This is a genomic window from Nocardia sp. bgisy118, assembly GCF_057708605.1.
The window spans coordinates 24,498-50,183 of record NZ_JBYISM010000003.1; the positions used below are offsets into that span (position 1 = coordinate 24,498).

A 25,686-nucleotide genomic window follows, 5' to 3' on the forward strand; every position below is an offset into this window, starting at 1 on the left:
CCGACCCGAAGCGGGTCGGCTCGGGCCGTTTCGCATTCTGTTCACCAGATGCGGTCGATGAGCTCGAATTCGACGCCTTCGGCCCGCGCCAGATAGCCGGGCTGGATCGCCTGGTTGCCGAGGAAACCGCGTGGGCCGCCAGGGGTTTGAAAGTGCACGCCGTCGGCCAGCGCGCCCTGCAAGCTCGGCACGTCCAGCGAGCCGACGGACTCGGCCAGCCCGCGCAGGGCGTGGATGGCCTCGTAGGTGGCGTTGCTGAAGGTGGTGAGCGCGGGCGCGAAACTGCCGTGCATTCGCCGGTAGCGGGTCTTGCGGTCCAAGCCGTCGGCGAGCTTGTCGTTCAAGAAGAAGCTGGACGGCACATAGAGATTGTGGTTCGCCTTGGCGCCGCCCGTGAGCAGCACGTTCTCGTCGGCGGCCGGGCTGACTCGCACCTGATCGGCGGCCCGGCCCGTGGCGTAGAACTGACGGTTGAAGCGCGAGACGTCCGCGCCGACCATCAGGATGATGACGCCATCGGCCCGGTCCAGATCGGGATGGGTGAGGAAGTCGAGGAAACTGGGTGTGCCGAGCGGGACGTACCGCTCCAGCACGACGGCGCCGGGATCGATCAGGCTGCGCCGCACCGCTTTCGCCGTCTCGCGCGGCCAGATGTAGTCGTTGCCGATGATGGCCCAGCGGCGCACGCCGAGTTCCCTGCCGAGCCACCGCACCGCGGCCACGGTGTGGCCCGCCGGATGCTCGCCGACCAGCAGCACACCGGGCAACTCGTCGGACAGGCCCTCGTGGCTGACCGCGAACAGATAGGGGACGCGCCCGTCGTTCGTCTTGGCCACAGCCCGCCGCACCGCCGAGGTGTGCCAGCCGGTGATGGCGTGCACCATACCGGTGGCCAGCAGCGCGGACACCTCGGTGGCGACCTCGTCCGGCGGTCGGCCGCCATCGATATTCGTGGTACGAATTTCGCGTCCCAGAATTCCGGCGCCACGGTTGATTTCGGATACGGCGAGCGAAATGGCAGCGTCGCAGGACGGCGCGAAGATCCCGCCAGGTCCTTGCATGGGAACGATGTTCAGTATCTCTATTGTGCCGTCTGGGCTCTCGCCGACCGCTGACATTCGGTACTCTTCTTCTGGTTCGAGCGAAATTCAAAAGCAGGCGGGGAAATCAATGTCGACCATTGTAAACGGATATGCCACGCTGCATGGGGCGCTGCGTGCCGCCGAACGCCGTTGGCTACGGCATCTCGACGCGGCGCTGTGCGCCAGGCAGCTTTCGCCGGATCAGTGGTCGATGCTGTGCAACCTGTCGAGCGAAACCGGTATCACCATGAGCGAATTGGCCAACCGTTCGCAGTTGGCGCCGTCGTCGGCCACCCGGCACGCCGACGGTCTCGCCGAGCGCGGCCTCATCTTCCGTGTCGCCGCGGAGGAGGATCGGCGGCGCATCCTGATCGGGCTGAGCAGGCTGGGAACCGAGCTGGTCGCGTCGGTGCGCGCCGAGGAGGAACTCGCCGAGCGGCAGCTCCAGGCGAAGATCGGCGCGCGGCGCTACGCCGAGCTGAAGCGGCTGCTGGAGCTGGTGGCCGAGGCCTAGGTCACGGTGAGCGTCTCGAAGTCGACGCCCGCCGCGCGCGCCACGAAGGTCGGTCGCACGACCTGATCGCCGCGAAAGGTGAACGCGCCCGAGGGACCTTCGAGCACCGCGCGGTCCGCGAGCGCGCCGTGGATGCGCGCCGTCTCGAACGAGCCCGCGGCGTCGACCACGGTGCGCAGTGCGTGCAGGGAGCGGTAGGCGCCGTTGGCGAATCGGCTGAAGGTGGGGGCGAATCCGTGGTGCAGCCGCAGGTATCGGTCGAGCAGATCGCGATCGTCGGCGCTGCGCCGGTCGGGAATCACGCCCGAGGGCACGTAGATATTGCGGTTCGCGTCGAGTCCGCCTGCCAGCAGCACGTTTTCGTCGATCGTCGGGCCGGTACGGAACTGCCGGTCGGCGCGTCCCGCCGCGGTGAATGCCCGGTTGAATCGGGCGGCGTCGGCGCCGACCAGCAGCAGGATCACTCCGTCGGCCGCGTCGAGCCGGGGATCGTCGAGCACCGCGCCGAAATCCTCGGCGCCCAACGGCACGAAGTGCTCGGCGACCACCGTGTGCCGCGGCGCGAGGATCTCGCGCAGCGTCGGCGCGATACGGCGGGACCAGAGGTAGTCGCTGGCCACCACCGCCCAGCGCCGGGCGCCGAACTCCCGATAGAGCCAATCCACCGCGACCATGGTCTGGATGCCGGGGTGCTCGCCGATCATGAAGACGCCCGGCTCTTCGGCGGCGAGCCCGTCGTGGCCGACGCCGAACAGGCAGGGCGCCCGACCGGCCGCGGCGCGCATGATCGCGCAGCGATTCTCCGGCATCGGAATTCCGGTGACGGCGTGCACCATGCCGGTCGCCAGCAGAGCCGACACCTCGTCGTGCACGCGCTGCGGCGGGCCGCCGCCGTCGATCGTGGTGACGCAGACCTCCCGGCCGAGAATGCCAGTCCCGCTGTTGATTTCGGCCATGGCCAGGTTCGCGGCCGCGACACAGGACGGTCCGATGAGGGCGCCCGCGCCGCGCAGGGGTGCGATGTTGACGATCTCGACGACATCGTGGTGCCGCCCGCTCGACAATGTCATGCGAACCCCCGTTCTGCGCGCGAGATTTGCTGGATGTTCTCGTTCGCCGCGTCGCGAGCCAGTCTAGCGGCGTTTTCGCGCTTTTTCGTTTCGGCGCGGCGGCGGGATTACCGCAGGGCTACCGCGGTATTACCGTTGCCGTTAATTGCCCGATACGTCCGATATCGGAACAAGTTGCCGCGGGGCTCGCCCCGGTGCGAGAAATCGCGGCATCACGACCGGCGCGGCGGCGGCTCTCTAGGATCGGTCCATGCCCGTTTCCACCACCGCCGCCACGGCCGAAGGTCTGTGCGCGTTCATCGATGACTCGCCCTCGCCGTTCCACGTGGTCCGCACGGTCGCGCAGGAGCTGGACGCACACGGCTTCACCCGCCTCGCGGAAACGGCGGCATGGCCCGCCGAGTCGACCGGCCGCCGCTATGTGGTGCGCGGCGGTTCGCTGGTCGCCTGGGCCGGGACCGGCGACGCCGCGGCCCCGTTTCGCGTCGTCGGCGCGCACACCGACAGCCCGAACCTGCGGGTGAAGCAGCACCCGGATCTGGCGTCCGCGGGGTGGCAGCTGGTCGGGCTCGAACCGTACGGCGGCGCGTGGCTGAACTCGTGGCTGGACCGCGAGCTCGGCATTTCCGGCAGGCTGACGGTGCGCGACGGAAACGCGTTGCGCGAGGAGCTCATTCGCATCGAGGAGCCGATCCTGCGGGTGCCGCAGCTGGCCATCCACCTCTCCGAGGACCGGCGCGGCGTCACGCTGGACCCGCAGCGGCACGTGAACGCGGTGTGGGGCGTCGGTGACCTGCCGCGCTCGTTCCTCGCCTTCGTCGCCGAAAGCATCGAGGTGGATCCGGCCGCGGTGCTCGGCTGGGAGCTGATGACGCACGTGCTGGCCCCGAGCGGCCTGGTGGGCCGGGACAACGACCTGGTCAGCGCGCCCCGGCTGGACAACCAGGGCACCTGCTACGCCGGGTTGCGCGCGTTCCTGGCCGCCGTCGAGGATCCGGGTGCGGCGGTGCCGGTGCTGGCCATGTTCGATCACGAGGAGGTCGGCAGCCAGTCCGACCGTGGCGCCCAGTCCGATCTGCTGCCCGCCGTGCTGGAGCGGATCGTGCTGGCGCGCGGCGGTGGTCGCGCCGAATACCTGGCGGCGCTGGCCGGTTCGATCTGCGCGTCCGGCGACATGGCGCACGCGACCCACCCGAACTACCCGGAGCGGCACGAGCCCGCGCACCGCATCGAGATCAACGGCGGGCCGGTGCTCAAGGTCAACCAGAACCTGCGCTACGCCACCGACGCCACCGGCGCGGGCGCGTTCGCCCTGGCGTGCGACCAAGCGGCCGTCCCGTTGCAGCGCTACGTGCATCGCGCCGACCTGCCCTGCGGCTCGACCATCGGCCCGATGACGGCGGCCCGCACCGGCATGCCCACGGTCGACGTCGGCGCACCCCAGCTGGCGATGCACTCGGCCCGAGAGTTGATGGGGGCGAACGACGTTCCGGCTTATGCGGCGGCGCTCGCGGCGTTTCTCACGCCCGCCGAGTAGGGCACTGTCGGATTCGTTCGTGAGCGTGCCGAGCATACTGAGTGCGCGATACCTTGCACTGGTGTGAGAGTGCCCGCCCCGATGTCAGTGTGCTGAGCTGCGGGTTTCCCATCGGAGGGTCATGCTGTCGACCTTTCCTCGAACACCCGGACGCGGTTCGCGGCAACCTGGATCACTGCGCGTATCGACACTTCGGTGCCATGCCTGAGGGCATGTACTCCTGCACTTGGGCTCGGGTCACGTATCGGGCGGCGAGTTCACATGCCTCGTCCACGTCCCAGGGGCTGTCCCACAGCCGCACAGTGCCGTCCCGTCCAGCGGAGGCCAGTCGGCTGCCGTCCGGGCTGAATGCCACCGCAATCACCATTTGAGTGTGGCCGGTGAGTGGTTCGCCGACCTGCTCACCGGTGGCGGGATCCCACAGCCGCAGGGTGTCATCGCCGCCGCCGGTGGCCAGTCGGGTGCCGTCCGGGCTGAACGCCACCGCGGCCACCGGGCCGGTGTGACCGGTGAGTGGTTCGCCGACCTGTTTGCCGGTGGCGGGGTCCCACAGTCGCACAGCGTGATCGGCGCCGGCGGTGGCCAGTCGGGTGCCGTCCGGGCTGAACTTCACCGCAAACACCATTTCGGTGTGGCCGGTAAGTGGTTCGCCGACCTGCTTTCCGGTGGCGGGGTCCCACAGGCGCACTGTCCCGTCCATGCCGGTGGAGGCCAGTCGGGTGCCATTCGGGCTGAACGTCGCCGCGTACCACTCGTCGGTGTGGCCGGTGAGTGGTTCGCCGACCTGCTTGCCGGTGGCGCGGTCCCACAGTCGCACGGCGTGATCGGCGCCGGCGGTGGCCAGTAGGGTGCCGTCCGGGCTGAATGCCACCGCGGCCACTGGGCCGGTGTGGCCGGTGAGTGGTTCGCCGACCTGTTTGCCGGTGGCGGGGTCCCACAGGCGCACGGTGTGATCGGCGCTGGGGGTGGCCAGTAGGGTGCCGTCCGGGCTGAATGCCACCGCGGCCACTGGGCCGGTGTGGCCGGTGAGTGGTTCGCCGACCTGTTTGCCGGTGGCGGGGTCCCACAGGCGCACAGTGTGATCGGCGCCGGCGGTGGCCAGTCGGGTGCCGTCCGGACTGAATGCCACCGCGTACACCTCGTCGGTGTGGCCGGTGAGCGTCGCGCCTATCGGTCGGCCGGGGGTCAGATCCCACAGCCGCACCGTTTTGTCTGCGCTGGCGGTGGCCAGCTGAGTGCCGGCCCGGTTGAACGCCACCGCGTTCACCTCGCTGGTGTGGCCGGTGAGCAGGGAAGCGATCTGTCGGCTTCTGGCCGGGTCCCACAACCGCAGGGTGTGGTCGATGCCGGAAGAAGCCAGCCGGGTACCGTCCGGGCTGAACGCCACCGCGGTCACCGCACCGATATGGCCGGTGAGTGGTTCGCCGACCTGCCGCCTGGTGGCGGGGTCCCACAGCCGCACGGTGCGATCGGCGCCAGCCGAGGCGAGCCGGGTGCCGTCCGGGCTGAACGCCACCCCGGTCACCCAGTAGGTGTGGCCGGTGAGCGGTTCGCCGACCTGCTCACCGGTGGCGGGGTCCCACAGCCGCAGGGTGTGGTCTTTGCCGCCGGAAGCCAGTCGGGTGCCGTCCGGGCTGAACTTCACCGCCAGCACTGCGCCGTCGTGGCCGCGGAGCGGTTCGCCGACCCTCCGTCCCGTGGTGGGGTCCCACAGCCGCAGGGTGCCGTCTCCGCCTGCGGAGGCCAGCCGGGTGCCGTCGGGGCTGAACGCCACGTCGTTCACTATGTCGGTGTGGTCGGTGAGCGGTTCGCCGACCTGCTTGCCGGTGGCGGGGTCCCACAGCCGCACGGTGCGATCGGCGCCGGCCGAGGCGAGCCGGGTGCCGTCCGGGCTGAACGCCACCGCGGTCACCGGGCCGGTGTGGCCGGTGAGTGGTTCGCCGACCTGCTTGCCGGTGGCGGGGTCCCACAGCCGCAGGGTGCCGTCTTTGCCTGCGGAAGCCAGTCGGGTGCCATCGGGGCTGAACGCCACGTCGTTCACTATGTCGGTGTGACCTGCGAGCGGGTCGCGAACCTGCTGAGCGACGCGCTGACCGAAGCCGACGCGGGCGTTGACCACTGCATTGGTGGCCTGCCGCAGCGGGGTCGGTGTCGTCCGGCTGCTCTCGGCGGCGAGGGCGAGAGCCAGAGCGGAATTGCTGGTGGCGGTGTCGCGGGAGGTTGCAGCCAGGGCGAGAGCCACCGCCTCACGCCGTTGGATGGCTTCCTGTTGCCATTTGACGGCCGCGATCGCGGCACAGGCCACCGCGAGAACGGTCAGCAGGACCAGGGCCGTGATCGCGGCGCGTCGTAGCCGTCGGAAGCGACGTTGCTCGTGCAAGTCCTCGCTGGCCAGTTCGTATTTGGGTTTGCCGTGGATCGGTGCAGCCAGGTCGGTGACCTTCTCCCGGAACATCGGTGCGCGAGGATCCCATGGTGCATCCGCGCTGACGTCGACATGGAACGGCTCGGTGGGGAGGACTCCCGGCTCGGTGAGTACCGGCAAAGCCACATCCGACCGCTCAGGATCGAACCGCCCGGTGTCTTCGTCCCAGGTCAGGGACCCACCGGCCACAACGAAGAGCAACCGGTCCGGGCCGCGGCGCCGCAGCCAGTGGGCGACTTCTTTGTTGACCCATTTCGAGGCGACCGCGTCGGGGGACAGCACCACGATGAAAAAGCGGGCGTGGTTGATCGCGTCGGTGACCTTGCCCCACAGATCGGGGCTCGCGGTGAGGTCGGTGGCGTCACGGAACACTCGCACGGCATGTAAGTGGCCCATGCGTCGGCCGATGCGGTGCAAGGCCTTCTGGATCCCCGCGGCGACCTGCCGATCATCGTGGGTATAGGAGATGAACGCGTCGTAATCGAGCGACTCGTCGTTCCCGAGAGTCGGCTGCTCTAGGTTCCCCGGAGCCTGAGCACACATGGACTATCACCACGCCTCCAGATCGAGACATGAACTAGACCGTTTGAGCGTGACCCGGGCGGCACCGGATATCGCGGGTAGTCCACTACCTGTCTTCGCGGCACGGTTGCCGGCACGCCTGCGATCGAGCCCTCCATTGACCGACTGACCGGCTGATGTCATCAGCGCTTGTGGTGGACGTTGCCGGCGGAGACACCGATGAACGACAGGAAAACTGCTGAAGTGACAGTTATGGTGCTTCGCCCAACGGCCGGGAGTCGTGTCGGTGGTCCGTGTGGTCACGCCGGGCAGTACCCGCGGCTGCCGAACGAACGTCTCTATCTGGAACCGTGAGAAGGGGCGTTGCGCAAGCGTTCGGACCGGTCGGGAATCGACTGGCGGCGGGCTGTTGCACCTCGGCCGACTCCGCGCCGCGTGAGGTGGGTCAGGCTGTGACCGGAGCGGGTTCGGGCGAGGGTTTCGTGACGGGGCGGTAGGTGGCGACCGCGACGACGAACACCGCGAACGTCGCGAGGACGTAGCTGCTTCCGATGATCTGCTGCCACCAGTCCCAGTCGAGTTCCCGGTCCTTCGAATGCGGCAGCAGCCAGTGCGGGCCGATCAGGAACAGCACGGTGAAGCCGACGACCGTCGCGACGAACAACCGTCCGCGCGGAGTTCGCGCGCGGCCCTCGCGAACTCGCACGATGGCGTCGGCGGCCACGACGAGCGCGGGCGCCACCCAGACCCAGTGGTGCGACCACGAGACCGGTGAGACCAGCAGCACCGCAGCAGCATTCACCAGCAGCGCCGCCACGGTGGCCCCCGCCTCGATGAGCCGGTGCATCCAGATCGCGGCCAGCGCGATCGTCACCAGCGAGAGCGTGATCCAGATCAGCGTGGCCGCCGAATCGGAGACGCCGAGCCGGAAGGCCATGCCCTTGAGCGACTGGTTGCCCGCGAAGTAGGGCGGGCCGATGCGGCCGGTGTCGGCCAGCGTGTTGAACCAGTACTCCACGGAATCGCGCGGGAACAGCAGGAATCCGAGGCCGACCGCGCCGATCGCCGACACCACCAGCGTGCCCGCCGCTTTCCAATCCTTGCGCAGCAGGAAGTACAACAGATAGCCCGCGGGAATCAGCTTGACCGACACCGCGATTCCGATGAGCATGCCGCGCGGCCAGAATGGCTTGCGCACCAGGCAGTCCAGCGCGATGGCGGCCATCAGCACCAGATTGATCTGGCCGAAGCCGTAGGTCTGACGCACCGGCTCGAGGAAGCCCACCGCCGCGACGGCGGCGATCACCAAGGGCAGCACGGCCAACCGGTCGAGTTCCGGCCGGATCCTGGCCAGTACCAGCCACAGCGTGATGCCGAGGGCGGCGATCGAGGTGGCGAGCACCAGCACCTCGGCCAGCACCAACGGCATCAGCGCCAGCGGCGCGAAGAACAGCGCGGCCAGCGGGGGATAGGTGAACGGAAGGCCGATGCCGAACACCGGCGGCATCGGGCCGTACAGCTCGCCACCGTCCAGCCACACCCGCGCGCCGTTGCGATAGACCTGGAGATCGATGTACCCGTTCCACCAGTGGACGAGCAGCGAGACCACCGCCGAGATCAGGAACAGTCCGAACGCGGCGGCCAGCCAGCGCATCTGCGTGGACGACATCGGCGACCGCGGCGACGACTCGGTCGCGACATTCGCGACGCCGGGGCGCACATCCTCCGTGGCAGCCTGCTGCTCGGCCGAATTCGCGACCCCCGATCGTTCACTCACTCCGACAGAGTATCCGGGGGGTGGGGCGGTCTCCGGGTCGCCCCGGACGCCGCAACCCGCGAGGACCGCCCGCCGATCTCGCCCGCTGACAGGGGAATCGGCGGCTCGGATCGAGACGCGACGGTCTCGGGCAACGACCCAGCGACCATGATCGAGACCACACTCGGATCGGAGCGCTGCACGGCGTCACCGTCGGCAATCCGCGCCGTCACCGCGGCCGCGCCCCTCACCTGCGTGACCGCGCCACCCGCCCTCTAGACTGAGTGCCAGGCATCTCGCCGCAACCAGTGACAACGCTCGTCGCTGCCGACGCCCGTGCTCACCCACCCCGCCGGCTCCGCCGGCTCGCCGACCCCCAAGGCCCGGCCGAAAGGACCCTGGTACTCCGTGACTCCGCAGGTCGACACCGTCAGTGCAGCCGCAGCAACCCCCGATGTGGCGCAACCGTACAAAGAGCTTGGTCTCAAGGACGACGAGTACGCCCGCATCAAGGAGATCCTCGGCCGTCGGCCCACCGACGCCGAGCTGGCGATGTACTCGGTGATGTGGAGCGAGCACTGCTCCTACAAATCGTCCAAGGTGCACCTGCGCTACTTCGGCCAGACCACCACCGACCAGATGCGCGAGTCCATGCTCGCGGGCATCGGCGAGAACGCGGGCGTCGTCGACGTGGGCGACGGCTGGGCGGTCACCTTCAAGGTGGAGAGCCACAACCACCCCTCCTACGTCGAGCCGTACCAGGGCGCGGCCACCGGCGTCGGCGGCATCGTGCGCGACATCATGGCGATGGGCGCGCGCCCGATCGCGGTGATGGACCAGCTGCGGTTCGGCGCGGCGGACGCGGCGGACACCCGGCGCGTGGTGGACGGCGTGGTGCGCGGCGTCGGCGGCTACGGCAACTCGCTCGGCCTGCCCAATGTCGGCGGCGAGACCGTCTTCGACGCCTCCTACCAGGGCAACCCACTGGTCAACGCGCTGTGCGCCGGCGTGATGCGGGTCGAGGACCTGCACCTGGCCTTCGCCTCCGGCACCGGCAACAAGATCATCCTCTTCGGCGCGCGCACCGGCCTGGACGGCATCGGCGGCGTGTCCGTGCTGGCCTCCGACACCTTCTCCGGTGACGAGTCCGGCGCGGGTCGCAAGAAGCTGCCCAGCGTGCAGGTGGGCGACCCGTTCACCGAGAAGGTGCTCATCGAGTGCTGTCTCGAGCTGTACGCGGCCAAGCTGGTCGTCGGCATCCAGGACCTCGGCGGCGCCGGGCTGTCCTGCGCCACCTCCGAACTCGCGGCCGCGGGCGACGGCGGCATGCACATCGACCTGACCAAGGTGCCGCTGCGCGCGGCCAACATGACGCCTGCGGAGATCCTCTCCAGCGAATCCCAGGAGCGCATGTGCGCCGTGGTCACCCCCGAGAACGTGGAAGCGTTCATGGCGGTGTGCCACAAGTGGGACGTGCTCGCCACCGTCATCGGTGAGGTCACCGACGGCGACCGCCTCGTGGTCACCTGGCACGGCGAGACCGTGGTCGACGTGCCGCCGCGCACGGTCGCGCACGAGGGCCCGGTGTACGAGCGCCCGGTGCAGCGCCCGGACTACCAGGACGCGCTGATCGCCGACACCCCGGACAAGCTGTCGCGTCCCAAGACCGCGGAGGAACTGCGCGCGACCCTGCTGCAGATGATCTCCAGCCCGCAGCTGTGCAGCCGCAAGTGGATCACCGAGCAGTACGACCGCTACGTGCGCGGCAACACCGTGCTCGCCGAGCACGCCGACGCGGGCGTCATCCGGATCGACGAGGAGACCGGCCGCGGCATCGCGCTGGCCACCGATGCCTCCGGCCGCTACACCAAGCTGGACCCGTACACCGGCGCGCAGCTCGCGCTGGCCGAGGCCTTCCGCAACGTCGCCACCACCGGCGCGACCCCGAAGGCCGTCACCAACTGCCTCAACTTCGGCTCGCCGGAGGACCCTGGCGTGATGTGGCAGTTCCAGCAGGCCGTGCGCGGTCTCGCGGACGGCTGTGTGGCGCTTGGCATTCCGGTCACCGGCGGCAACGTCAGCTTCTACAACCAGACCGGCCAGGACGCCATCCTGCCGACGCCGGTGGTCGGCGTGCTCGGCGTCATCGACGACGTGCACCGGCGCATTCCGACCGGCCTCGGCCTCGAGCCGGGAGAGACGCTGATCCTGCTCGGCGAGACCCGCGACGAGTTCGGCGGTTCCATCTGGTCGCAGGTCGCCCACGATCACCTCGGCGGCGAGCCGCCCAAGGTCGACTTCGCCCGCGAGCAGCTGCTCGCCGAGGTGCTGACCTCCGGCTCGCGCGACGGCATGATCAGCGCCGCGCACGACCTGTCCGAGGGCGGTCTGGCGCAGGCCGTGGTAGAGGCCGCGCTGGCGGGCGAAACCGGTTGCCGCATCCTGCTTCCCGAGGGCGCGGACCCGTTCGTCACGTTGTTCTCCGAATCGGCGGGCCGGGTGCTCGTCGCGGTGCCGCGCTCCGAGGAGACCCGGTTCACCAAGATGTGCGACGCGCGCGAGCTGCCGTGGGTGCGCATCGGTGTCGTGGACCAGGGCTCGGATTCCGTCGAGGTTCAGGGCCAATTCTCGGTTACCATGGCGGAACTGCGCGAAGCCTACGAAGGCACGCTGCCGAAACTGTTCGGAGCCAGCGCGATCTGACCCCACCGGGAGGCTCGGGTAGTTACCTCTGAGCTACGCGACGGGGTCGGTCGAGTGGTCGGCCTCGGGCTGGTATCCGATCGTCACGTTCTGGCAGGTCGCCGCCGACCTGCCGAACGGGCAGCGGGTCAGCGACGGTCATGGGCATCGCTACGGCACGCTGGTGCTCGACGCCTGGGTCGCCATCGCCGAACCACCGGACGGGACGGCGGAACTCTCCGACCGGATCCGCCGGTACCTGGAGGAATCCGCCGACCGCGAGCGCGAGCTGAAGTAGACCGACGAACGCCCACCCGAGCGAGCCCGGACCCCTCGTTGCCGGGCTCGCCCAGGTGGGCGTCTGTCGTCGGTCAGATGGTCTTGAACGGATCGTGTTCGGCCATCAGCTTTTCCATCCGCGCGGCGTCGATGCGGTTGGTGGTGGAGTTGGCCTCGTGCTGGTCGCGGACCACCTTGGCCAGGGTGAAGGTGCTGGTCACCAGGAACAGCACGGTCATTCCGAGGAAGCCGCGCTGCCAGATGTCCAGCGGAAGGTAGAAGATGCCGACGCCCGCCCCGAACAAACTGATGCCGAACGCGATCGCGGCCTGCGCGACGTAGGCCGAACTGGCTTTCGGCGCTGCGTTTGGTGTGCTCATGGATATCGAGTCTGCTCGGAGGACGGCCGGCGCGACCGCGTACAACTACTCGAGCGCGGTGGGTAATTGTCGCGCGGTGACCTGGGCAACGCGCACCGCCGTCGGTGCCGACAGCCATACTGTTCGAGTGCTCGAGAAGGCCGACACCCTGACGAAGCTGCGTGCCCGCGGCGTCGTCGTGGTGCAGCGCGCCGAGGACATCATCGACCTCAACTACGTCGGCCTGATCGTCGCCACCGTCTTCTTCGCACTGTCGGTGACGCCCTCGCTGGTACCGAGGGACTGGCTGTTCCAGGGCCTGATCTCGGGCGTCAACGCGGCGCTCGGCTACGGCCTCGGCTGCCTGCTCGAGTGGCTGTTCCGGCTCTGGGTGCGGCCGCGGCTGAAGATTCCGGGGCCGCCCATCTGGGTGCGCTACGCGCTGAAGACCGCGGTGCTGTTCTCCTCCGCGGTGGCGGCCGCCCTGATGCTGGTGCAGTCGGCCCGCTGGCAGCGCGAGATCACCGCGCTGATGGGCATGGAGGGCACCACGACCCCGGCCTACCTGCGCACCGGACTGCTGAGCGTGGCGGTGGGCGTCGCGGTGGTCGCCGTCTATCGGACCGTGCGCGAGATCATCCTGTTCCTGGCCAGGCAGCTCAACCGGTGGGTCCGGGTGCCGCGCGAACTGGCACCGGCCGCGGGGGCGCTGGTGCTCGTGGTGCTCGTGGTGACACTGTTCAACGGTGTCGCCACCGAGGCATTCTTCGCGGTCGCCAACTCGGCCTTCAGCGTGCGCAACGACCACACCTCGGCCAATGCGGTGCAGCCGCAGCAACCCGAGCGCTCGGGAAGTCCGGCATCGCTGGCGAAATGGGAGACGCTCGGCTTCGAGGGACGCTGGTTCGTCTCGCACGGGCCGACGCAGAGCCGCATCGCGGCCGTTACCGGGCAGCCCGCCCGCGAGCCGATCCGGGTCTACGTCGGGCTGGAGTCGACCGACGGCGAGGCGGACCAGGACGCGCTCGCGGTGCAGGAACTGGAGCGCACCGGGGCCTTCGACCGGAAGGCGCTCGTGGTGGTCACCACCACGGGCACCGGCTGGGTCAATTCGATGGCGGTGGGGGCGATCGAGTACATGTACGGCGGCGACACCGCCATTGTCGCGACCCAGTACTCGTATCTGCCCAGCCCGCTGTCGTTCCTCGCGGACCGCGGCAAGGCGGCCGCGGCGGGCAAGGGGCTCTTCGACGCGGTGTACGAGCACTGGTCGGCGCGTCCGCCGCAGTCGCGGCCCAAGCTGCTCGTGTACGGCGAGAGCCTCGGTTCACAGGGGTCGGAGGCCGCGTTCGACGGACTCGCCGATCTGCGCGCCAAGGTGGACGGCGCGCTGTGGGTCGGTCCGCCGAATTCGAACCGCCTGTGGCAGCAGCTCGTGCAGCGGCGCGACCCGGGGTCGAGGGAGGTGGAGCCGGTGTACGCCGACGGGCTGGTGGTCCGATTCGCCGACGACGCCGCCGATCTGGGGCGTCCAGACACCGAATGGCGGGCGCCGCGCATCGCCTACCTCATGCACCCCTCGGACCCCATCGTCTGGTGGTCGCCGGATCTGATCTTCTCCCAACCGGATTGGCTCTCCGAGCCGCGCGGCGCCGACGTGTCCTCGCAGATGCGCTGGGCGCCGTTCGTCACCTTCTGGCAGGTCGCCGCGGATCTCACCAACGCCCAAGGCGTTTCGGACGGGCACGGGCATCGCTACGGCAGCCTGGTGCTGGACGGCTGGGCCGCCGTCGCGGCACCGCCGGGTTGGAATGATCAGCTGGAAGAACGGATTCGGTTCCAGCTGGAGGCGGCGGAGGAATTCGAGCGGGAGACCAAGTGAGTCTCGGACCGGTGTCGAAGGCGATTGTCGGCACCGGATTTGCGCTGTTGTGGAGTAATCGGGTGCTGCCAGGGCTCGGGCTCGATCAGCGCGGGCGCACCGCGGCCAACGCGTGCTTCGCGACCGGGTACGGACTCGCGTTCGGCGGGCGATCCCACTGGTGGTCGGGCCGGGGGCTGGCGGTCGGCGCGTCCGCCGGAGCGCTGGTTCTCGCCGGTTACGGTGCGGCCGTGGCGATTCCGGCGCTGCGCGAGGTGCTGCGCGACGTCGCTCCGGTAGGGCAGGAGGTGTCGGACCTCGAGTGGGTCGCCGTGCACATCCCGGTCGGCACGGTCTACAGCGAGGAGCTGATCTTCCGTTCCACTCTGGAACCGCTGCTGGACAACACTTTCGGCGCGCGCCTCGGCCACGTGCTCGGCGCCGCCGCCTTCGGCCTGTGGCACATCCACCCGGCCCGCGCGGGCGGGCAGCCCATCGCCCCCACGGTTCTGGCCACCGCCGGGGGCGGCGCGATTCTCGGCCTGCTGCGCCGAAAGACCGGCAGCACCACGGCCCCGGCACTGCTGCACTGGGCGATGAACGCGGGCGGGGTGCTCGCGACCCGCCTAGCGCTCCCCGAGCCTATTCCGTAAGTCCCCGAATCGGCCGCGCGTCCACACGGCGAAAACGGGAATGAACGAGGCGAATTGGTGTTGGATCGACACGTGAAACTCGATGACGCCGCGCGCGCACTGATCGGATCCGGTGCCGACGCCACGCTGGTCACGCTCAATCCCGACGGCAGCCCGCAGGTCAGCCTGGTCTGGGTCGCCCTGCAATCGACTCCCGAGGGCGACGAGCTCGTCACCGCACACCTCGGCGAGTACAAGAAAGTCCGCAACGTGCGTCGTGACGGCCGTGTCGCGCTCACCATCGTCTCCAGGGAACGCGGCGAAGTCATGACGCCGTACCTGACCGTCACCGGCACGGCTCGCATCGTCGAGGGCGGTGCGCCGGAACTGCTGAAGGAACTCGCGCAGACGATGGCGCCCGGAGTCCCCTTCCCGCCCGAGGGCGCACCGGACGGGGTCCTCACCCGCATCCGCATCGAGAAGGTCGGCGGCATCGGACCTTGGGCCTGATCCGAACCGGTCGCGGCGCGCGGCAGCCCGGGACTCGCGGTCGGACGCGGATCAGTGACTCATGGTCTGTCTGTCCTCGACGAGGGTTCCTGAAGCGCGAGCCTGTCGGCGCCGATCGGTAATCTCGGCGCTGTGGGACGACGAACGGCGGTGGACCCGGCGGAGACTCGGTCGGCGGTGGCCGCGGTGAGCGCTTGGCTGCGCGACGAGACGGCCGCCGCGCCCGCGCGCCCCGAGCTGGCGGCGGCCGTGCGGACCACGGTGCGCACGCTGGCCGCCAACGCGCCGGGCCATTCCGTCGAGGTGCGGGTCCCGCCGTTCGTCGCGGTGCAGTGCATCGAGGGCCCCCGCCACACCCGCGGCACTCCGCCCAATGTCGTGGAGACCGACCCGCGCACCTGGCTGCTGCTCGCCACCGGCCTGCTCGACTTCGAGACCGCGCGGCATTCCGGCGCACTCACGGCCTCCGGGAGCAGAGCGCCCGAGGTGGCGCACTGGCTGCCCATCCTGCGACCAGACGAGTGAGAACAGCCGTTCAGGCGGCCGGGCGCGCCTTCGACCGGACGATTGCCGCCGGACCGATTGATCACCTGCCGGACCGATTACTGGGCGACCGCCGCTGAACTGCCGCGATGTAGGCCCTTGTAGTCGTAGTAGCGGGTGATGACCGCCCCGAGAACGAGTCCGACGATCAGGCCGATCAGCGTCATCCAGGCACCACGCCCCAGCCCCGTCGCCCAGTTGGCGTCGAAGTACAGGATCGATCGGACGGCGAGGAACACCTGGTGCATCGGCTCGAAATGGGCCAGCCAGCCGAAGTACTTGGGCGTCGCCTCGATCGGGACCGTGCCGCCCGAGGACGGCAGGCCGAGCACGATGAACAAGATCAGGTTCACCAGCAGTCCCGCCGAGCCGATGGCCGCGAGGATCGACAGGCCGGTGATGCCGACCGCGATGATCGCGAACGCGCCGTAGAGGAACAGCGGTAGCGGATCGTCGATCGGCATGCCGAGCCCCTTGGCCACCAGCAGATAGATCAGCGAGACGACGTTCGCCATGAGGACCATCACGCCCCACTTGATCAGCAGGGTCTTGAATCGCGAGATCGGGGTGGGCGGGAAGTGGACGTACCACGGGCCGTACTCGGTGGGCACGAAACCGAGGGCGGCGTCGACCATGGTGTGGATGGTCATGGAACCGATCACGCCCGCGAGCAGCAGCAACAGCGCGTAGAAGAACGCGGTCAGTCCCTGTCCGGTGTTGCCGGGTAGCGGGTGGTACTGCTCGCTGATCAGCTGGAGCGGACTGGCCAGCGCGATGCGGGTCGCTCCGCTGAGCTCCGGCGCCTGCCCGCCCTCCGGCGGCGTGAGCTGGGACTGCACCTGCCGGGTCAGCTGCTCGCCGACCTGCTTGTTCACCTGCGGGAACGCCTGGTCGCCGACGCGGACGACGATCGAGGAGGCGTACGCGCCCATGCGTGGGTTGGTCTGCAACGTGATGATGGGTTGTTCGATGTCGCCGGGCACCACGCTGCCGACGCCGAGAATGCCGAGTCGCTTACTGAAGTCGCTCGGAATGATGATCGCGCCGTAGACCTTGCCGGACTGCATCTGCCGCTCGGCCTCGGTGATCCCGAGGACCCGCAGATCGATCTGGTCGGCGGGCACGGACTCGCGCAGCCCGTCGGCCACCTGCTCGCCGAAATTCACCTGTCGTTGCTGCCCCGGTGTGCCCATCGTCTCGCCGACGTCCTGGTTGACCAGCGCGATGGGGAAGTCGTGCAGGTTGTCCACGGGATCGATGACGTAGTCCAGGTACATGATCCCGAGCAGGGTGGTCAGCAGAGTGAGTACCACCACAGGCGAGGCCACCATGCGCAGTACTGAACGACGGTCGAGCCGCCGAGCGTTCGGATCCGTCCCGCTGGTGCTGTCCGTGGTCGCCACGAATGGACGGTACCGCCGTCACCCTGGGATTTCGGGTGATCGACACGGGAATTGCTGCCGGGGTGCGGTGGCCGTGATCGCCCTCCAACTTTCACCCGTAGAATGACTGGTGCCCCCAGCCCGCCCGAACAGGGAGCAAACGGTGACCAACGCCGAAGTATCGGTCGACAACCTCGCAGCCACCCCCGATGAGGACGAGAACGAGCCGCGCGAGGAGTGTGGTGTCTTCGGTGTCTGGGCGCCGAGCGAGGACGTGGCGAAGCTCACGTATTACGGACTTTATGCCCTGCAACACCGTGGCCAGGAGGCGGCGGGCATAGCGGTCTCGGACGGTCAGCAGATCTTGGTCTTCAAGGACCTCGGGCTGGTGTCGCAGGTGTTCGACGAGCAGACGCTGGCCGCCATGCCGGGCCACATCGCCGTCGGCCACTGTCGCTACTCCACCACCGGCGGTGTGACCTGGGAGAACGCGCAGCCGATCTTCCGCACCACCGCGGTCGGTTCCGGACTCGCGCTGGGACACAACGGCAATCTGGTCAACACCGCCGAACTGGCAAGCCGCGCACGGGAACTCGGGCTGATCGGCAACCCGGTCTCCGGTGGCCGCCCGCAGCCGGTCGGCGCGACCTCCGACTCCGACGTGATGACCGCGCTGCTGGCGCACGCCGCCGCGGACTCCAGCATCGAGCAGGCGGCCATGAAGCTGCTGCCCACGCTGAAGGGCGCCTTCTGCCTGACCTTCATGGACGAGCACACCCTCTACGCCGCCCGCGACCCGCACGGCGTGCGTCCGCTCTGCCTCGGCAGGCTCGAGCGTGGCTGGGTCGTTGCCAGCGAGACGGCGGCGCTGGACATCGTCGGCGCGGCCTTCGTCCGTGAGATCGAACCGGGCGAACTGCTGGCGATCGACGCCGACGGCGTGCGTTCGATGCGCTTCGCCAACCCCGAGCCCAAGGGCTGCGTTTTCGAGTACGTGTACCTGGCCAGGCCCGACTCCACCATCGCGGGCCGTTCGGTGCACGCGACCCGTGTCGAGATCGGCCGCAGGCTGGCCAAGGAGCATCCGGTCGAGGCCGACCTGGTGATCCCGGTGCCGGAATCGGGCACCCCGGCCGCTGTCGGTTACGCACAGGGTTCGGGCGTGCCTTACGGGCAGGGTCTGATGAAGAACGCCTACGTGGGCCGTACCTTCATCCAGCCGAGCCAGACCATTCGTCAGCTCGGCATCCGGCTCAAGCTGAACCCGCTGCGTGAGGTGATCCGCGGCAAGCGGCTGATCGTGGTGGACGACTCGATCGTGCGCGGCAACACCCAGCGCGCCCTGGTGCGGATGCTGCGCGAGGCGGGCGCGGTGGAGATCCACGTGCGGATCGCCTCGCCGCCGGTGAAGTGGCCCTGCTTCTACGGCATCGACTTCGCCTCGCGCGCGGAGCTGATCGCCAACGGCGCGGGCTCCGACGACAGCTACGACGACATGGTCGAGAACGTGCGCCGCTCGATCGGCGCCGACAGCCTCGGCTACATCTCCACCGAGGGCATGATCGCCGCGACCGAGCAGCCGCGCACCCGTCTGTGCAGCGCGTGCTTCGACGGCAACTACCCGATCCCGCTGCCGCAGGAGGCCTCGATCGGCAAGAACCTGCTCGAGGGCATGCTGACCGGTCAGCCGGAGTCGGTGCTGCTCGGCGAGAACGCGAACGCGAGCGCGCTGAGCAGGCCCTGAGGCCGGTTCAGCGCGGGAGGTGGTCGGCGAGCCACCGCGCGAAGGCGGCGTCCAGCTCCGTGCCGGTGGGGACGGCGGTGAAGACCGGTGCGCGGTCCACCGTCGGGATGTCCATCCGTGCCAGGTGGTCGTAGACGTAGCGAACGAACTGCCAGGCGCCGTTCTTGCGCACCTTCAGCACGGCGGGCATCGAGCTCACGAGCGGCAGCTCGACCAGCCAGTACCGATCGAGGAGGGTGCCCTCGGCGGCGATCCGGAGTTCCGCGACGGCTGCGATGAAGTCCGGGATGCGAGCGTCGATCAGCGCGGTGACGGCGGCGAGGTTCTCCGCGAGCCCGCGCTGCCTGCCCGCCGCCCGCTCGGCCTCGGCGCGACGTAGTTCCCGTGCGTCCTCCGCCATCCCCATGCCGGGGAGCATAGCGGCGGATGTCCGGTGCGCCCGCCGGTTTGGCGAACATCCGAAATGGGTAGCGGCGCAACGCTGTCCGTGCTCGTGTCGTGGCCTCCTCGAGACGCTGTGACCTCGGTTTCCCCGCTTTTCTGGACATTTGACCGGTCGTTGCCGGTGTCGCCGTGCACGACTCGCAACGCGCGATGGCAGCCCGGTGATTTTTCTTTGAAAACGCAATGTGCCGGAAATGGTTCGTGGGTACGGTCGCCAGCTATATCGGAAGTTCACCGCGTCCGGACCGGGCCTGTGATCCAGGTATCGCGGTGCGGCGCGCTCGAAGAAGTGGGGCCGGATGATGAGGGTTTCGAGGACGCCGGGCGGGCGGAGACGAGCGAAAGGCGTTGCGGCGGTCGGGCTCGCGGCGCTGGTGGCGTCGCTGCTGGCGGGCTGCGGGTCCGGACGGACGGGAGAGGGAGGCGACGGCGCCGGGCTGATCGTCGGCACCACGGACAAGATCTTCTCGCTCGATCCGGCCGCCGCCTACGACAACGGATCGCTGGTCGCGGAGACGCAGATCTACCAGTACCTGCTGAATTTCGCGCCGGGCGATCCCACCCCGAGACCGGACGCGGCCGAGAAGTGCGAGTTCACCACGCCGACGGTGTACACCTGCACGTTGCAGGCCGGGCTGAAGTTCGCCAGCGGAAACCCGTTGACCGCCAAGAGCGTCAAGTTCTCCTTCGACCGCATGCTCGGCATCAACGACCCGAACGGCCCCGCCTCGTTGCTGGGCAACCTGGAGAAGACGGACGTGGTCGACGACCGCACCGTCGCTTTCACGCTGAGGGTCCCCAACGACCAGACCTTCCCGGCCATTCTGCCCACCCAGGCGGGGCCGATCGTGGACGAGCAGGTCTTCCCGGCCGACAAGGTGATGGCCGACGAGGACGTGGTGCGCGCCAAGGGCTACTCCGGCCCGTTCACGATCACCAGCTACGACAAGAACAAACTGGTGGAATACCAGGCGAATCCGGATTACCGCGGCATCCTCGGCACCCCGAAGACCCCGCGCATCTCGGCGAAGTACTACGCCACCACCGACAACCTGAAGCTGGACCTGCAGAGCGGCGCGATCGACGCGGGGTACCGCTCGCTGACGCCCACCGACATCGAGGGCTTGCGTGCCTCGGACAAGGTCAAGGTGCTGGACGGTCCCGGCGGCGAGTTGCGCTACATCGTCTTCAACATGAACACCATGCCCGGCGGTACGCCGGAGCAGAAGCTGGCGGTGCGTAAGGCCGTCGCGTCGTCGGTCGACCGGGCCGCGCTGGCGCGCGACGTCTACAAGGACACCTATCTCCCGGCGTATTCGTCCGTACCGCAGGGCATTCCGGGCGCGGCCGAACCGTTCAAGGAGATCTACGGCGCGGGCCCGAACAAGGACGCGGCCGCGAAGTTGCTCGCCGACGCGGGCGTGGCGACACCGGTGGAGCTCAACCTCCAGTACAACCCCGACCACTACGGCTCCAGCAGCACCGAGGAATACAAAGCGATCAAGGCGCAGCTGGAGGGCACCGGCCTGTTCCGGGTGAACCTCCAGTCCACGGAATGGGTCAGCTACCAACGGGAACGGGCGCGCGACGCGTATCCGCTGTTCCAGTTCGGCTGGTTCCCCGACTTCCCGGACCCGGACAACTACCTCTCGCCGTTCTTCGGGCCCAACAACTTCCTGCAATCGCATTTCGAGAATCCCGGCATCACCGCGCAACTGGTCGGTGAGGCGACCCAGCCGGACCGGGATCGCAGGCTCCAGCAGATTCAGCAGGTGCAGCGCGATCTGGCGCAGAACTTCTTGCCGATCGTTCCGCTGTTGTCCGGCAAGCAGATCGGCGTGGCGGCCAGCGGCGTGCAGGGGATGGAGCAGACGCTGGATCTGTCGTTCAAGTTCCGCTACACGGTGCTCAGCAAGTGACTTCGGAGGGGACCGGGCCCGCGGCGATCGCGCCGCGGGCCCGGCGGTTCGCGCTGCCGCGCCGGGCGGCGGGCGGGGATTCCCGCGGGCTCGCCCTGGCCAGGTACCTGGGAGTGCGGTTGCTGCTGATCCCGGTGACGGCCTGGATCCTGGTGACCGCGGTGTTCTTCCTGATGCGGGTGATCGGCGATCCCATCGAGGCATCGCTGGGCGGGCGGCTCCCGCCGGACCAGATCGAGCAGCGGCGGGCGGCGGCGGGCCTGAACCGGCCGATCCTGGTGCAGTACTGGGAGTATCTGTCCGGCCTGGCTCGCGGTGATTTCGGGCAGACCCAGGACCACCGGATGGTCGCCGACATCATCGCCACCCGCGGCGCGGCGACACTCGAGCTGGTCTGCTGGGCGCTGCTCGTCGCCTTCGCGATCGGCGTCCCGCTCGGTAGATACGCCGCGACACACCGGGATTCGGCGCGCGACGCCACCCTGCGGCTGTTCGCGATCCTGGCCTACGCGGCGCCGGTGTTCTTCGTCGGGCTGCTGCTCAAGCTGTTGTTCGCGGTACGGCTCGGCTGGCTGCCGGTCTCCGGACGGGCCAGCGCCGACGTGGAATTGCGGCTGCAGCACGTCTCGCCGAAGACCAACATCATGGTGGTCGACGCGATCCTCTACGGCGACAACGCCTATCTGATCGACGTGCTGAAACACGCCGTGCTGCCCGCCATCGCACTCGGCTTGCTGACCGCGGGCGTGTTCCTGCGGCTGGTGCGGATCAACTTGATCCAGACCCTGCGCAGCGACTACGTGGACGCGGCACGGGCCCGCGGCCTGTCCGCCCGGGTGGTCACCGGCCGGCATGCTGTGCGCAACGCCATGATCCCGATCGTCACGGTGATGGGCATGTACATCGCCATGATGCTCGGCGGCGCGGTGCTCACCGAGATGACCTTCGAATGGAAGGGACTCGGCTTCGAGCTCGCCGAGTACCTCAAGGCTCGCGACTTCATGGCGGTGCAGGGCATCGTCGCGTTCATCGCGCTGGTCGTCGCCGTGATGAGCTTCGTGGTGGATGCCCTTGTCGCGCTGATCGATCCGAGGGTGAGGTTCTGATGACCGCTCCGGAACTGGTGACCGAACCGGTCGCCGCGCTCCCGCCGGGGCGGCGGGGTCTGCCCGGCCTTCGATTGTTCTCGATGACCGCGGGCATGCAGCGCGTCACGCTGATCATGGGCCTGGTGTCGATCGCGGGATTCCTCTTCGTCGCGGTCTTCGCGCCGCTGCTCGCGCCCTACGGGTTGGCGCAGACCGCCCAGGACGGCGTGAGTTTCGGCCAGTACCAGCCGCCTTCGGCGCAGCACTGGTTCGGTACCACCGTCGCGCAGGAGGACGTGTACTCCAGGGTGCTCTACGGCGCGCGGACGGCGCTGTGGGTGATCGTGGTGTCGCTCGTGCTCTCGCTGTTCGTCGGTGTGCCGCTGGGCCTGGTGTCCGGGTACGTGGGGCGCTGGGTGGACCGGGTGCTGGTGACCGTCATGGACGCGCTGTACGCGTTCCCGACGCTGCTGCTGGCGATCGTGGTGTCCATCGTGGTGTCGGGCGGGGAGTCCAGCGGGTTCGGCGGCGTGCTCTCCGCGGCCGTGGCGATCACGACCATCTTCGTGCCGCAGTACTTCCGGGTGGTGCGCAACGCGACCGTGGCGGTGAAGCAGGAGCCTTATGTGGACGCCGCGCGGGTCACCGGCGCGTCGACGGCGCGGATTCTGTTCCGGCACATCCTCGCCAACGTCACCCAGTCGCTGCCGGTGATCGTCACCCTCAACGGGGCCGAGGCCATCCTGACGCTGGCCGGGCTCGGCTTCCTCGGCTTCGGCATCGAGTCCACCCAGGCCGCGGAGTGGGGATTCGACCTGAACAAGTCGCTGGCCGCGGTGTCCAACGGGATCTGGTGGACGGCGGTGTTTCCCGGCACCGCCATCGTGCTGGTCGTGCTCGGGATGACGCTCGTCGGCGAGAGCCTCAACGAGGTGCTCAACCCACTGTTGCGCACCCGGCGTACCGCCGTGCCGGTGGCGGTGGGCAGCGACGTGGTGATCGGCGCGACCGGAGAACCGGAGATGCCGGTCGAGGAGGACGGCGCCGGTGCCGAGCGGTCGACCGGTGCAGGCGGTCGGACGAAGCCGGACGGTGGAGGCGAACCCGCGGCGGACGATGACGGTCCGGCTGCGGCGATCTCGGACGGCGGCGCGGAATCCGTTGCTGTGATAGATGATTCGAACAGACGGGAGGGCGGCCATGCCTGACGTGACCGAGGAGCGGCGACCCGCGCTGTCCATCGAGGCGCTGTCGGTCACCTTCGCCACCGACGCGGGTCCGGTGCACGCGGTGACCGACGTGTCCTACGAAGTGTTCCCCGGCGAGGTGCTCGCCATCGTGGGGGAGTCGGGGTCGGGCAAGTCGGTGAGCTCGCGCACCGCCATGGGACTGCTGCCGTCGACCGCGCACGTGCGCGGACTGGTGACCCTCGGCGCGCAGCAGGTCACCGCGATGTCCGAACGCCAGCTCACCGCGCTGCGCGGCGGGGCGATCGCCATGGTGTTCCAGGAGCCGGGGTTGGCGCTGGACCCGCTGTTCACGGTGGGCTTCCAGATCGCCGAGGCGCTGCGGGCGCACACCGAGCTGTCGCGGAAGGCGGCCAAGGCGCGGGCCGTGGAGTTGCTGCGGCTGGTCGGTCTGCCCGATCCCGAGCACCGCGTCGACTACTACCCGCACCAACTCTCCGGCGGGCAGAAGCAGCGCGTGGTGATCGCCATCGCCATCGCCTGCGAGCCCAAGGTGATCATCGCCGACGAGCCGACCACGGCGCTCGACGTCACCGTGCAGGCCGAGATCCTGAACCTGCTGCGCGATCTGCGCGACCGCATCGGCAGCGCGATCGTCCTCATCACGCACAACATGGGCGTGGTGGCGGATCTCGCGGACCGGGTGGTGGTGATGCGCGAGGGACGGGTCGTGGAACAGGCTTCGGTGCACGAACTGTTCGCCGAGCCGAAGGCGGACTACACCCGCGCGTTGCTCGCGGCGGTGCCGCATTTGGGCGCGCGGCGGGTGAAAAGTACCGATACGCAGGTCGGTACGGAACGGCATTCGTCGGAAGCGGTCGCGGACGCAAGGCACGGCGCGGGTGCCGGGGCCGGGGCAACCAGCGCCGGTGCAAACCTGCCGGTGCTCGAGGTCTCCGATCTGGTGGTGGAGTTCCCAGGCCCCTTCGGTCGTCCGCGATTCCGGGCGGTGGACGGGGTGAATCTGTCCATCGCCGCCGGGGAGACGTTGGGCCTGGTGGGGGAGTCGGGTTCCGGTAAGTCCACCATCGGCCGGTGCGTCGCGGCATTGCAGCGGCCCACGTCGGGAGTGGTGCGGGTGCGGGGCCAGGACATCGCGGGCCTCTCGCAGCGGCGGCTGCGCCCGATTCGGCGGCGGTTCGGTTTCGTGTTCCAGGATCCGGCCAGTTCGCTGAATCCCCGGATGACCGTGGGCGATTGCGTCGCCGAACCGATGATCGTGCACAAGATCGGCACCTCGGCGGTGATCCGCGCCAGAGTGCGCACGCTGCTCGACGACGTGCGCCTGCCCGCGGGCGTGGAACGGCGCTACCCGCACGAACTGTCCGGCGGCCAGCGTCAGCGGGCCAGCCTGGCGCGTGCGCTGGCGCTCGACCCCGACCTGCTCGTCGCCGACGAACCGACGAGCGCGCTGGACGTCTCGGTGCAGGCCGCGGTGCTGGAGCTCTTCGCCCAGCTCCAGCGCGAGTGCGGGTGGGCATGCCTGTTCATCAGTCACGATCTGGCCGTGGTCGACCAGCTCGCCGACCGCATCGTGGTGCTGCGCGACGGTGCGGTGGTCGAACAGGGCGACCGGGACGCGATCCTGCGATCCCCGCGGCAGGAGTACACCCGGCGGTTGGTCGCCGCCGTTCCGGTGCCCGATCCGGTCGAGCAACGCCGACGCAGGGCCGAGACCGCCGCGCTGTTCGCCCAGGGGCCGCCGGACTGAACCGCGCCACCCCGATGGCGCGCCCGTCGGACTCTCAGGACGCGCCCCCGACAGGCTGCTCGCCCCGACCCGATGGGACGGACTGCCCGTCATCGGACCTATCTCGGACGCACGGTTCGCCGCGGGCCCTGTCGAGTCGGCCACCTGACGCCGATCCGTGCCCAACACACCCCCCTTTTTCCCGAAGACCGGGCACAATGATCAGCGGTGAACAGCAACGAAAACGCGACAACTGATCTCGCAAGGATCCGGGTAACTCCTCGGGCACGCCCAGAACTCGGCCACTCGACCAACCGTCGGCCCGGCGTCACAGTCTCGCGGCACTTACGACCGGCAAGAAACGCGGAGAGGCGGATGAGCTAGCGTGAGCAGGCATCTA

At 69.1% G+C, this 25,686-nt stretch carries 19 protein-coding genes and 1 pseudogene; 13 read left to right on the forward strand and 7 right to left on the reverse strand.

Features of this window, described 5'->3' with window-relative positions; genetic code table 11:
* Window positions 1–41 precede the first annotated feature (41 nt).
* Entirely contained in the window at window positions 42–1,061 is a 1,020-nt protein-coding gene (locus AC3EO7_RS04340; RefSeq protein ID WP_431963658.1) for a substrate-binding domain-containing protein, read from the reverse strand.
* Here AC3EO7_RS04340 and AC3EO7_RS04345 point away from each other — a divergent pair.
* Complete coding sequence (locus AC3EO7_RS04345) at window positions 1,060–1,596, forward strand: MarR family winged helix-turn-helix transcriptional regulator (RefSeq protein ID WP_488186255.1); 537 nt, start codon at window positions 1,060–1,062, stop codon at window positions 1,594–1,596. The genes AC3EO7_RS04340 and AC3EO7_RS04345 overlap by 2 nt on opposite strands.
* Here AC3EO7_RS04345 and AC3EO7_RS04350 read toward each other — a convergent pair.
* On the reverse strand, window positions 1,593–2,666 hold the full coding sequence (locus AC3EO7_RS04350) for an ABC transporter substrate-binding protein (RefSeq protein WP_431963661.1): 1,074 nt from the start codon (window positions 2,664–2,666) through the stop codon (window positions 1,593–1,595). The genes AC3EO7_RS04345 and AC3EO7_RS04350 overlap by 4 nt on opposite strands.
* Before the next feature lie 250 nt (window positions 2,667–2,916).
* Here AC3EO7_RS04350 and AC3EO7_RS04355 point away from each other — a divergent pair, with 250 nt between their 5' ends.
* A complete protein-coding gene (locus tag AC3EO7_RS04355) occupies window positions 2,917–4,203 on the forward strand; it encodes a M18 family aminopeptidase (protein WP_431963663.1) in 1,287 nt (428 codons plus the stop codon).
* A gap of 172 nt (window positions 4,204–4,375) precedes the next feature.
* Here the strand turns inward: AC3EO7_RS04355 and AC3EO7_RS04360 are convergent, their stop codons facing one another.
* The gene (locus AC3EO7_RS04360; RefSeq protein ID WP_435590507.1) at window positions 4,376–7,171 is read right to left on the reverse strand and encodes a toll/interleukin-1 receptor domain-containing protein; all 2,796 of its coding nucleotides are present in this window, start codon (window positions 7,169–7,171) and stop codon (window positions 4,376–4,378) included.
* Between the two features lie 424 nt (window positions 7,172–7,595).
* On the reverse strand, window positions 7,596–8,927 hold the full coding sequence (locus AC3EO7_RS04365) for a glycosyltransferase 87 family protein (protein ID WP_431963667.1): 1,332 nt from the start codon (window positions 8,925–8,927) through the stop codon (window positions 7,596–7,598).
* A 387-nt stretch (window positions 8,928–9,314) separates the two neighbouring features.
* Here AC3EO7_RS04365 and purL point away from each other — a divergent pair, with 387 nt between their 5' ends.
* A complete protein-coding gene (gene purL, locus AC3EO7_RS04370; RefSeq protein WP_431963669.1) occupies window positions 9,315–11,609 on the forward strand; it encodes a phosphoribosylformylglycinamidine synthase subunit PurL in 2,295 nt (764 codons plus the stop codon).
* A 79-nt stretch (window positions 11,610–11,688) separates the two neighbouring features.
* On the forward strand, window positions 11,689–11,886 hold the full coding sequence (locus tag AC3EO7_RS04375; protein ID WP_435590615.1) for an alpha/beta-hydrolase family protein: 198 nt from the start codon (window positions 11,689–11,691) through the stop codon (window positions 11,884–11,886).
* Between the two features lie 73 nt (window positions 11,887–11,959).
* Here AC3EO7_RS04375 and AC3EO7_RS04380 read toward each other — a convergent pair whose 3' ends face one another.
* The gene (locus tag AC3EO7_RS04380) at window positions 11,960–12,247 is read right to left on the reverse strand and encodes a YiaA/YiaB family inner membrane protein (RefSeq protein ID WP_435590508.1); all 288 of its coding nucleotides are present in this window, start codon (window positions 12,245–12,247) and stop codon (window positions 11,960–11,962) included.
* Window positions 12,248–12,374: 127 nt separating this feature from the next.
* Here AC3EO7_RS04380 and AC3EO7_RS04385 point away from each other — a divergent pair, with 127 nt between their 5' ends.
* The 4 genes from AC3EO7_RS04385 (at window position 12,375) to AC3EO7_RS04400 (ending at window position 15,754) form a co-directional block, all read left to right on the forward strand.
* Window positions 12,375–14,108 (forward strand): alpha/beta hydrolase, encoded by a 1,734-nt coding sequence (locus tag AC3EO7_RS04385; RefSeq protein WP_435590509.1) that lies wholly within the window; start codon window positions 12,375–12,377, stop codon window positions 14,106–14,108.
* Between the two features lie 11 nt (window positions 14,109–14,119).
* Window positions 14,120–14,740 (forward strand): CPBP family intramembrane glutamic endopeptidase, encoded by a 621-nt coding sequence (locus tag AC3EO7_RS04390; RefSeq protein ID WP_431963675.1) that lies wholly within the window; start codon window positions 14,120–14,122, stop codon window positions 14,738–14,740.
* Between the two features lie 72 nt (window positions 14,741–14,812).
* On the forward strand, window positions 14,813–15,229 hold the full coding sequence (locus tag AC3EO7_RS04395; protein ID WP_431963677.1) for a PPOX class F420-dependent oxidoreductase: 417 nt from the start codon (window positions 14,813–14,815) through the stop codon (window positions 15,227–15,229).
* Window positions 15,230–15,361: 132 nt separating this feature from the next.
* The gene (locus AC3EO7_RS04400; RefSeq protein ID WP_435590510.1) at window positions 15,362–15,754 is read left to right on the forward strand and encodes a sterol carrier family protein; all 393 of its coding nucleotides are present in this window, start codon (window positions 15,362–15,364) and stop codon (window positions 15,752–15,754) included.
* 77 nt (window positions 15,755–15,831) lie between these two features.
* Here AC3EO7_RS04400 and AC3EO7_RS04405 read toward each other — a convergent pair whose 3' ends face one another.
* Window positions 15,832–17,175 (reverse strand): YhgE/Pip domain-containing protein, encoded by a 1,344-nt coding sequence (locus tag AC3EO7_RS04405; protein ID WP_435590511.1) that lies wholly within the window; start codon window positions 17,173–17,175, stop codon window positions 15,832–15,834.
* Between the two features lie 142 nt (window positions 17,176–17,317).
* Here AC3EO7_RS04405 and purF point away from each other — a divergent pair, with 142 nt between their 5' ends.
* Entirely contained in the window at window positions 17,318–18,898 is a 1,581-nt protein-coding gene (gene purF / locus AC3EO7_RS04410; protein ID WP_431963683.1) for an amidophosphoribosyltransferase, read from the forward strand.
* Window positions 18,899–18,905: 7 nt separating this feature from the next.
* On the opposite strand, the gene AC3EO7_RS04415 is transcribed toward purF, so the two are convergent.
* Complete coding sequence (locus AC3EO7_RS04415; RefSeq protein WP_435590512.1) at window positions 18,906–19,304, reverse strand: hypothetical protein; 399 nt, start codon at window positions 19,302–19,304, stop codon at window positions 18,906–18,908.
* A 340-nt stretch (window positions 19,305–19,644) separates the two neighbouring features.
* Between AC3EO7_RS04415 and AC3EO7_RS04420 the strand changes: the two genes are divergently transcribed.
* The 4 genes and pseudogenes from AC3EO7_RS04420 (at window position 19,645) to AC3EO7_RS04435 (ending at window position 25,307) form a co-directional block, all read left to right on the forward strand.
* Window positions 19,645–21,261 (forward strand): ABC transporter substrate-binding protein, encoded by a 1,617-nt coding sequence (locus tag AC3EO7_RS04420; protein ID WP_435590616.1) that lies wholly within the window; start codon window positions 19,645–19,647, stop codon window positions 21,259–21,261.
* A gap of 95 nt (window positions 21,262–21,356) precedes the next feature.
* Complete coding sequence (locus tag AC3EO7_RS04425; RefSeq protein ID WP_431964511.1) at window positions 21,357–22,367, forward strand: ABC transporter permease; 1,011 nt, start codon at window positions 21,357–21,359, stop codon at window positions 22,365–22,367.
* Window positions 22,367–23,311, forward strand: a pseudogene (locus AC3EO7_RS04430) (ABC transporter permease); the annotation flags it as partial. The gene AC3EO7_RS04425 and the pseudogene AC3EO7_RS04430, both read left to right, overlap by 1 nt.
* A gap of 238 nt (window positions 23,312–23,549) precedes the next feature.
* A complete protein-coding gene (locus AC3EO7_RS04435; RefSeq protein WP_435590513.1) occupies window positions 23,550–25,307 on the forward strand; it encodes an ABC transporter ATP-binding protein in 1,758 nt (585 codons plus the stop codon).
* Window positions 25,308–25,686 lie beyond the last annotated feature (379 nt).

Bases quoted from the DNA above. Each gene is read 5' to 3' on its own strand.
- AC3EO7_RS04345 (WP_488186255.1), top strand. From the start codon at position 1,060: ATGGGAACGATGTTCAGTATCTCTATTGTGCCGTCTGGGCTCTCGCCG.
- AC3EO7_RS04340 (WP_431963658.1), bottom strand. From the start codon at position 1,061: ATGCAAGGACCTGGCGGGATCTTCGCGCCGTCCTGCGACGCTGCCATT.
- AC3EO7_RS04350 (WP_431963661.1), bottom strand. From the start codon at position 2,666: ATGACATTGTCGAGCGGGCGGCACCACGATGTCGTCGAGATCGTCAAC.
- AC3EO7_RS04355 (WP_431963663.1), top strand. From the start codon at position 2,917: ATGCCCGTTTCCACCACCGCCGCCACGGCCGAAGGTCTGTGCGCGTTC.
- AC3EO7_RS04360 (WP_435590507.1), bottom strand. From the start codon at position 7,171: ATGTGTGCTCAGGCTCCGGGGAACCTAGAGCAGCCGACTCTCGGGAAC.
- AC3EO7_RS04380 (WP_435590508.1), bottom strand. From the start codon at position 12,247: ATGAGCACACCAAACGCAGCGCCGAAAGCCAGTTCGGCCTACGTCGCG.
- AC3EO7_RS04415 (WP_435590512.1), bottom strand. From the start codon at position 19,304: ATGGGGATGGCGGAGGACGCACGGGAACTACGTCGCGCCGAGGCCGAG.
- AC3EO7_RS04420 (WP_435590616.1), top strand. From the start codon at position 19,645: ATGAGGGTTTCGAGGACGCCGGGCGGGCGGAGACGAGCGAAAGGCGTT.
- AC3EO7_RS04435 (WP_435590513.1), top strand. From the start codon at position 23,550: ATGCCTGACGTGACCGAGGAGCGGCGACCCGCGCTGTCCATCGAGGCG.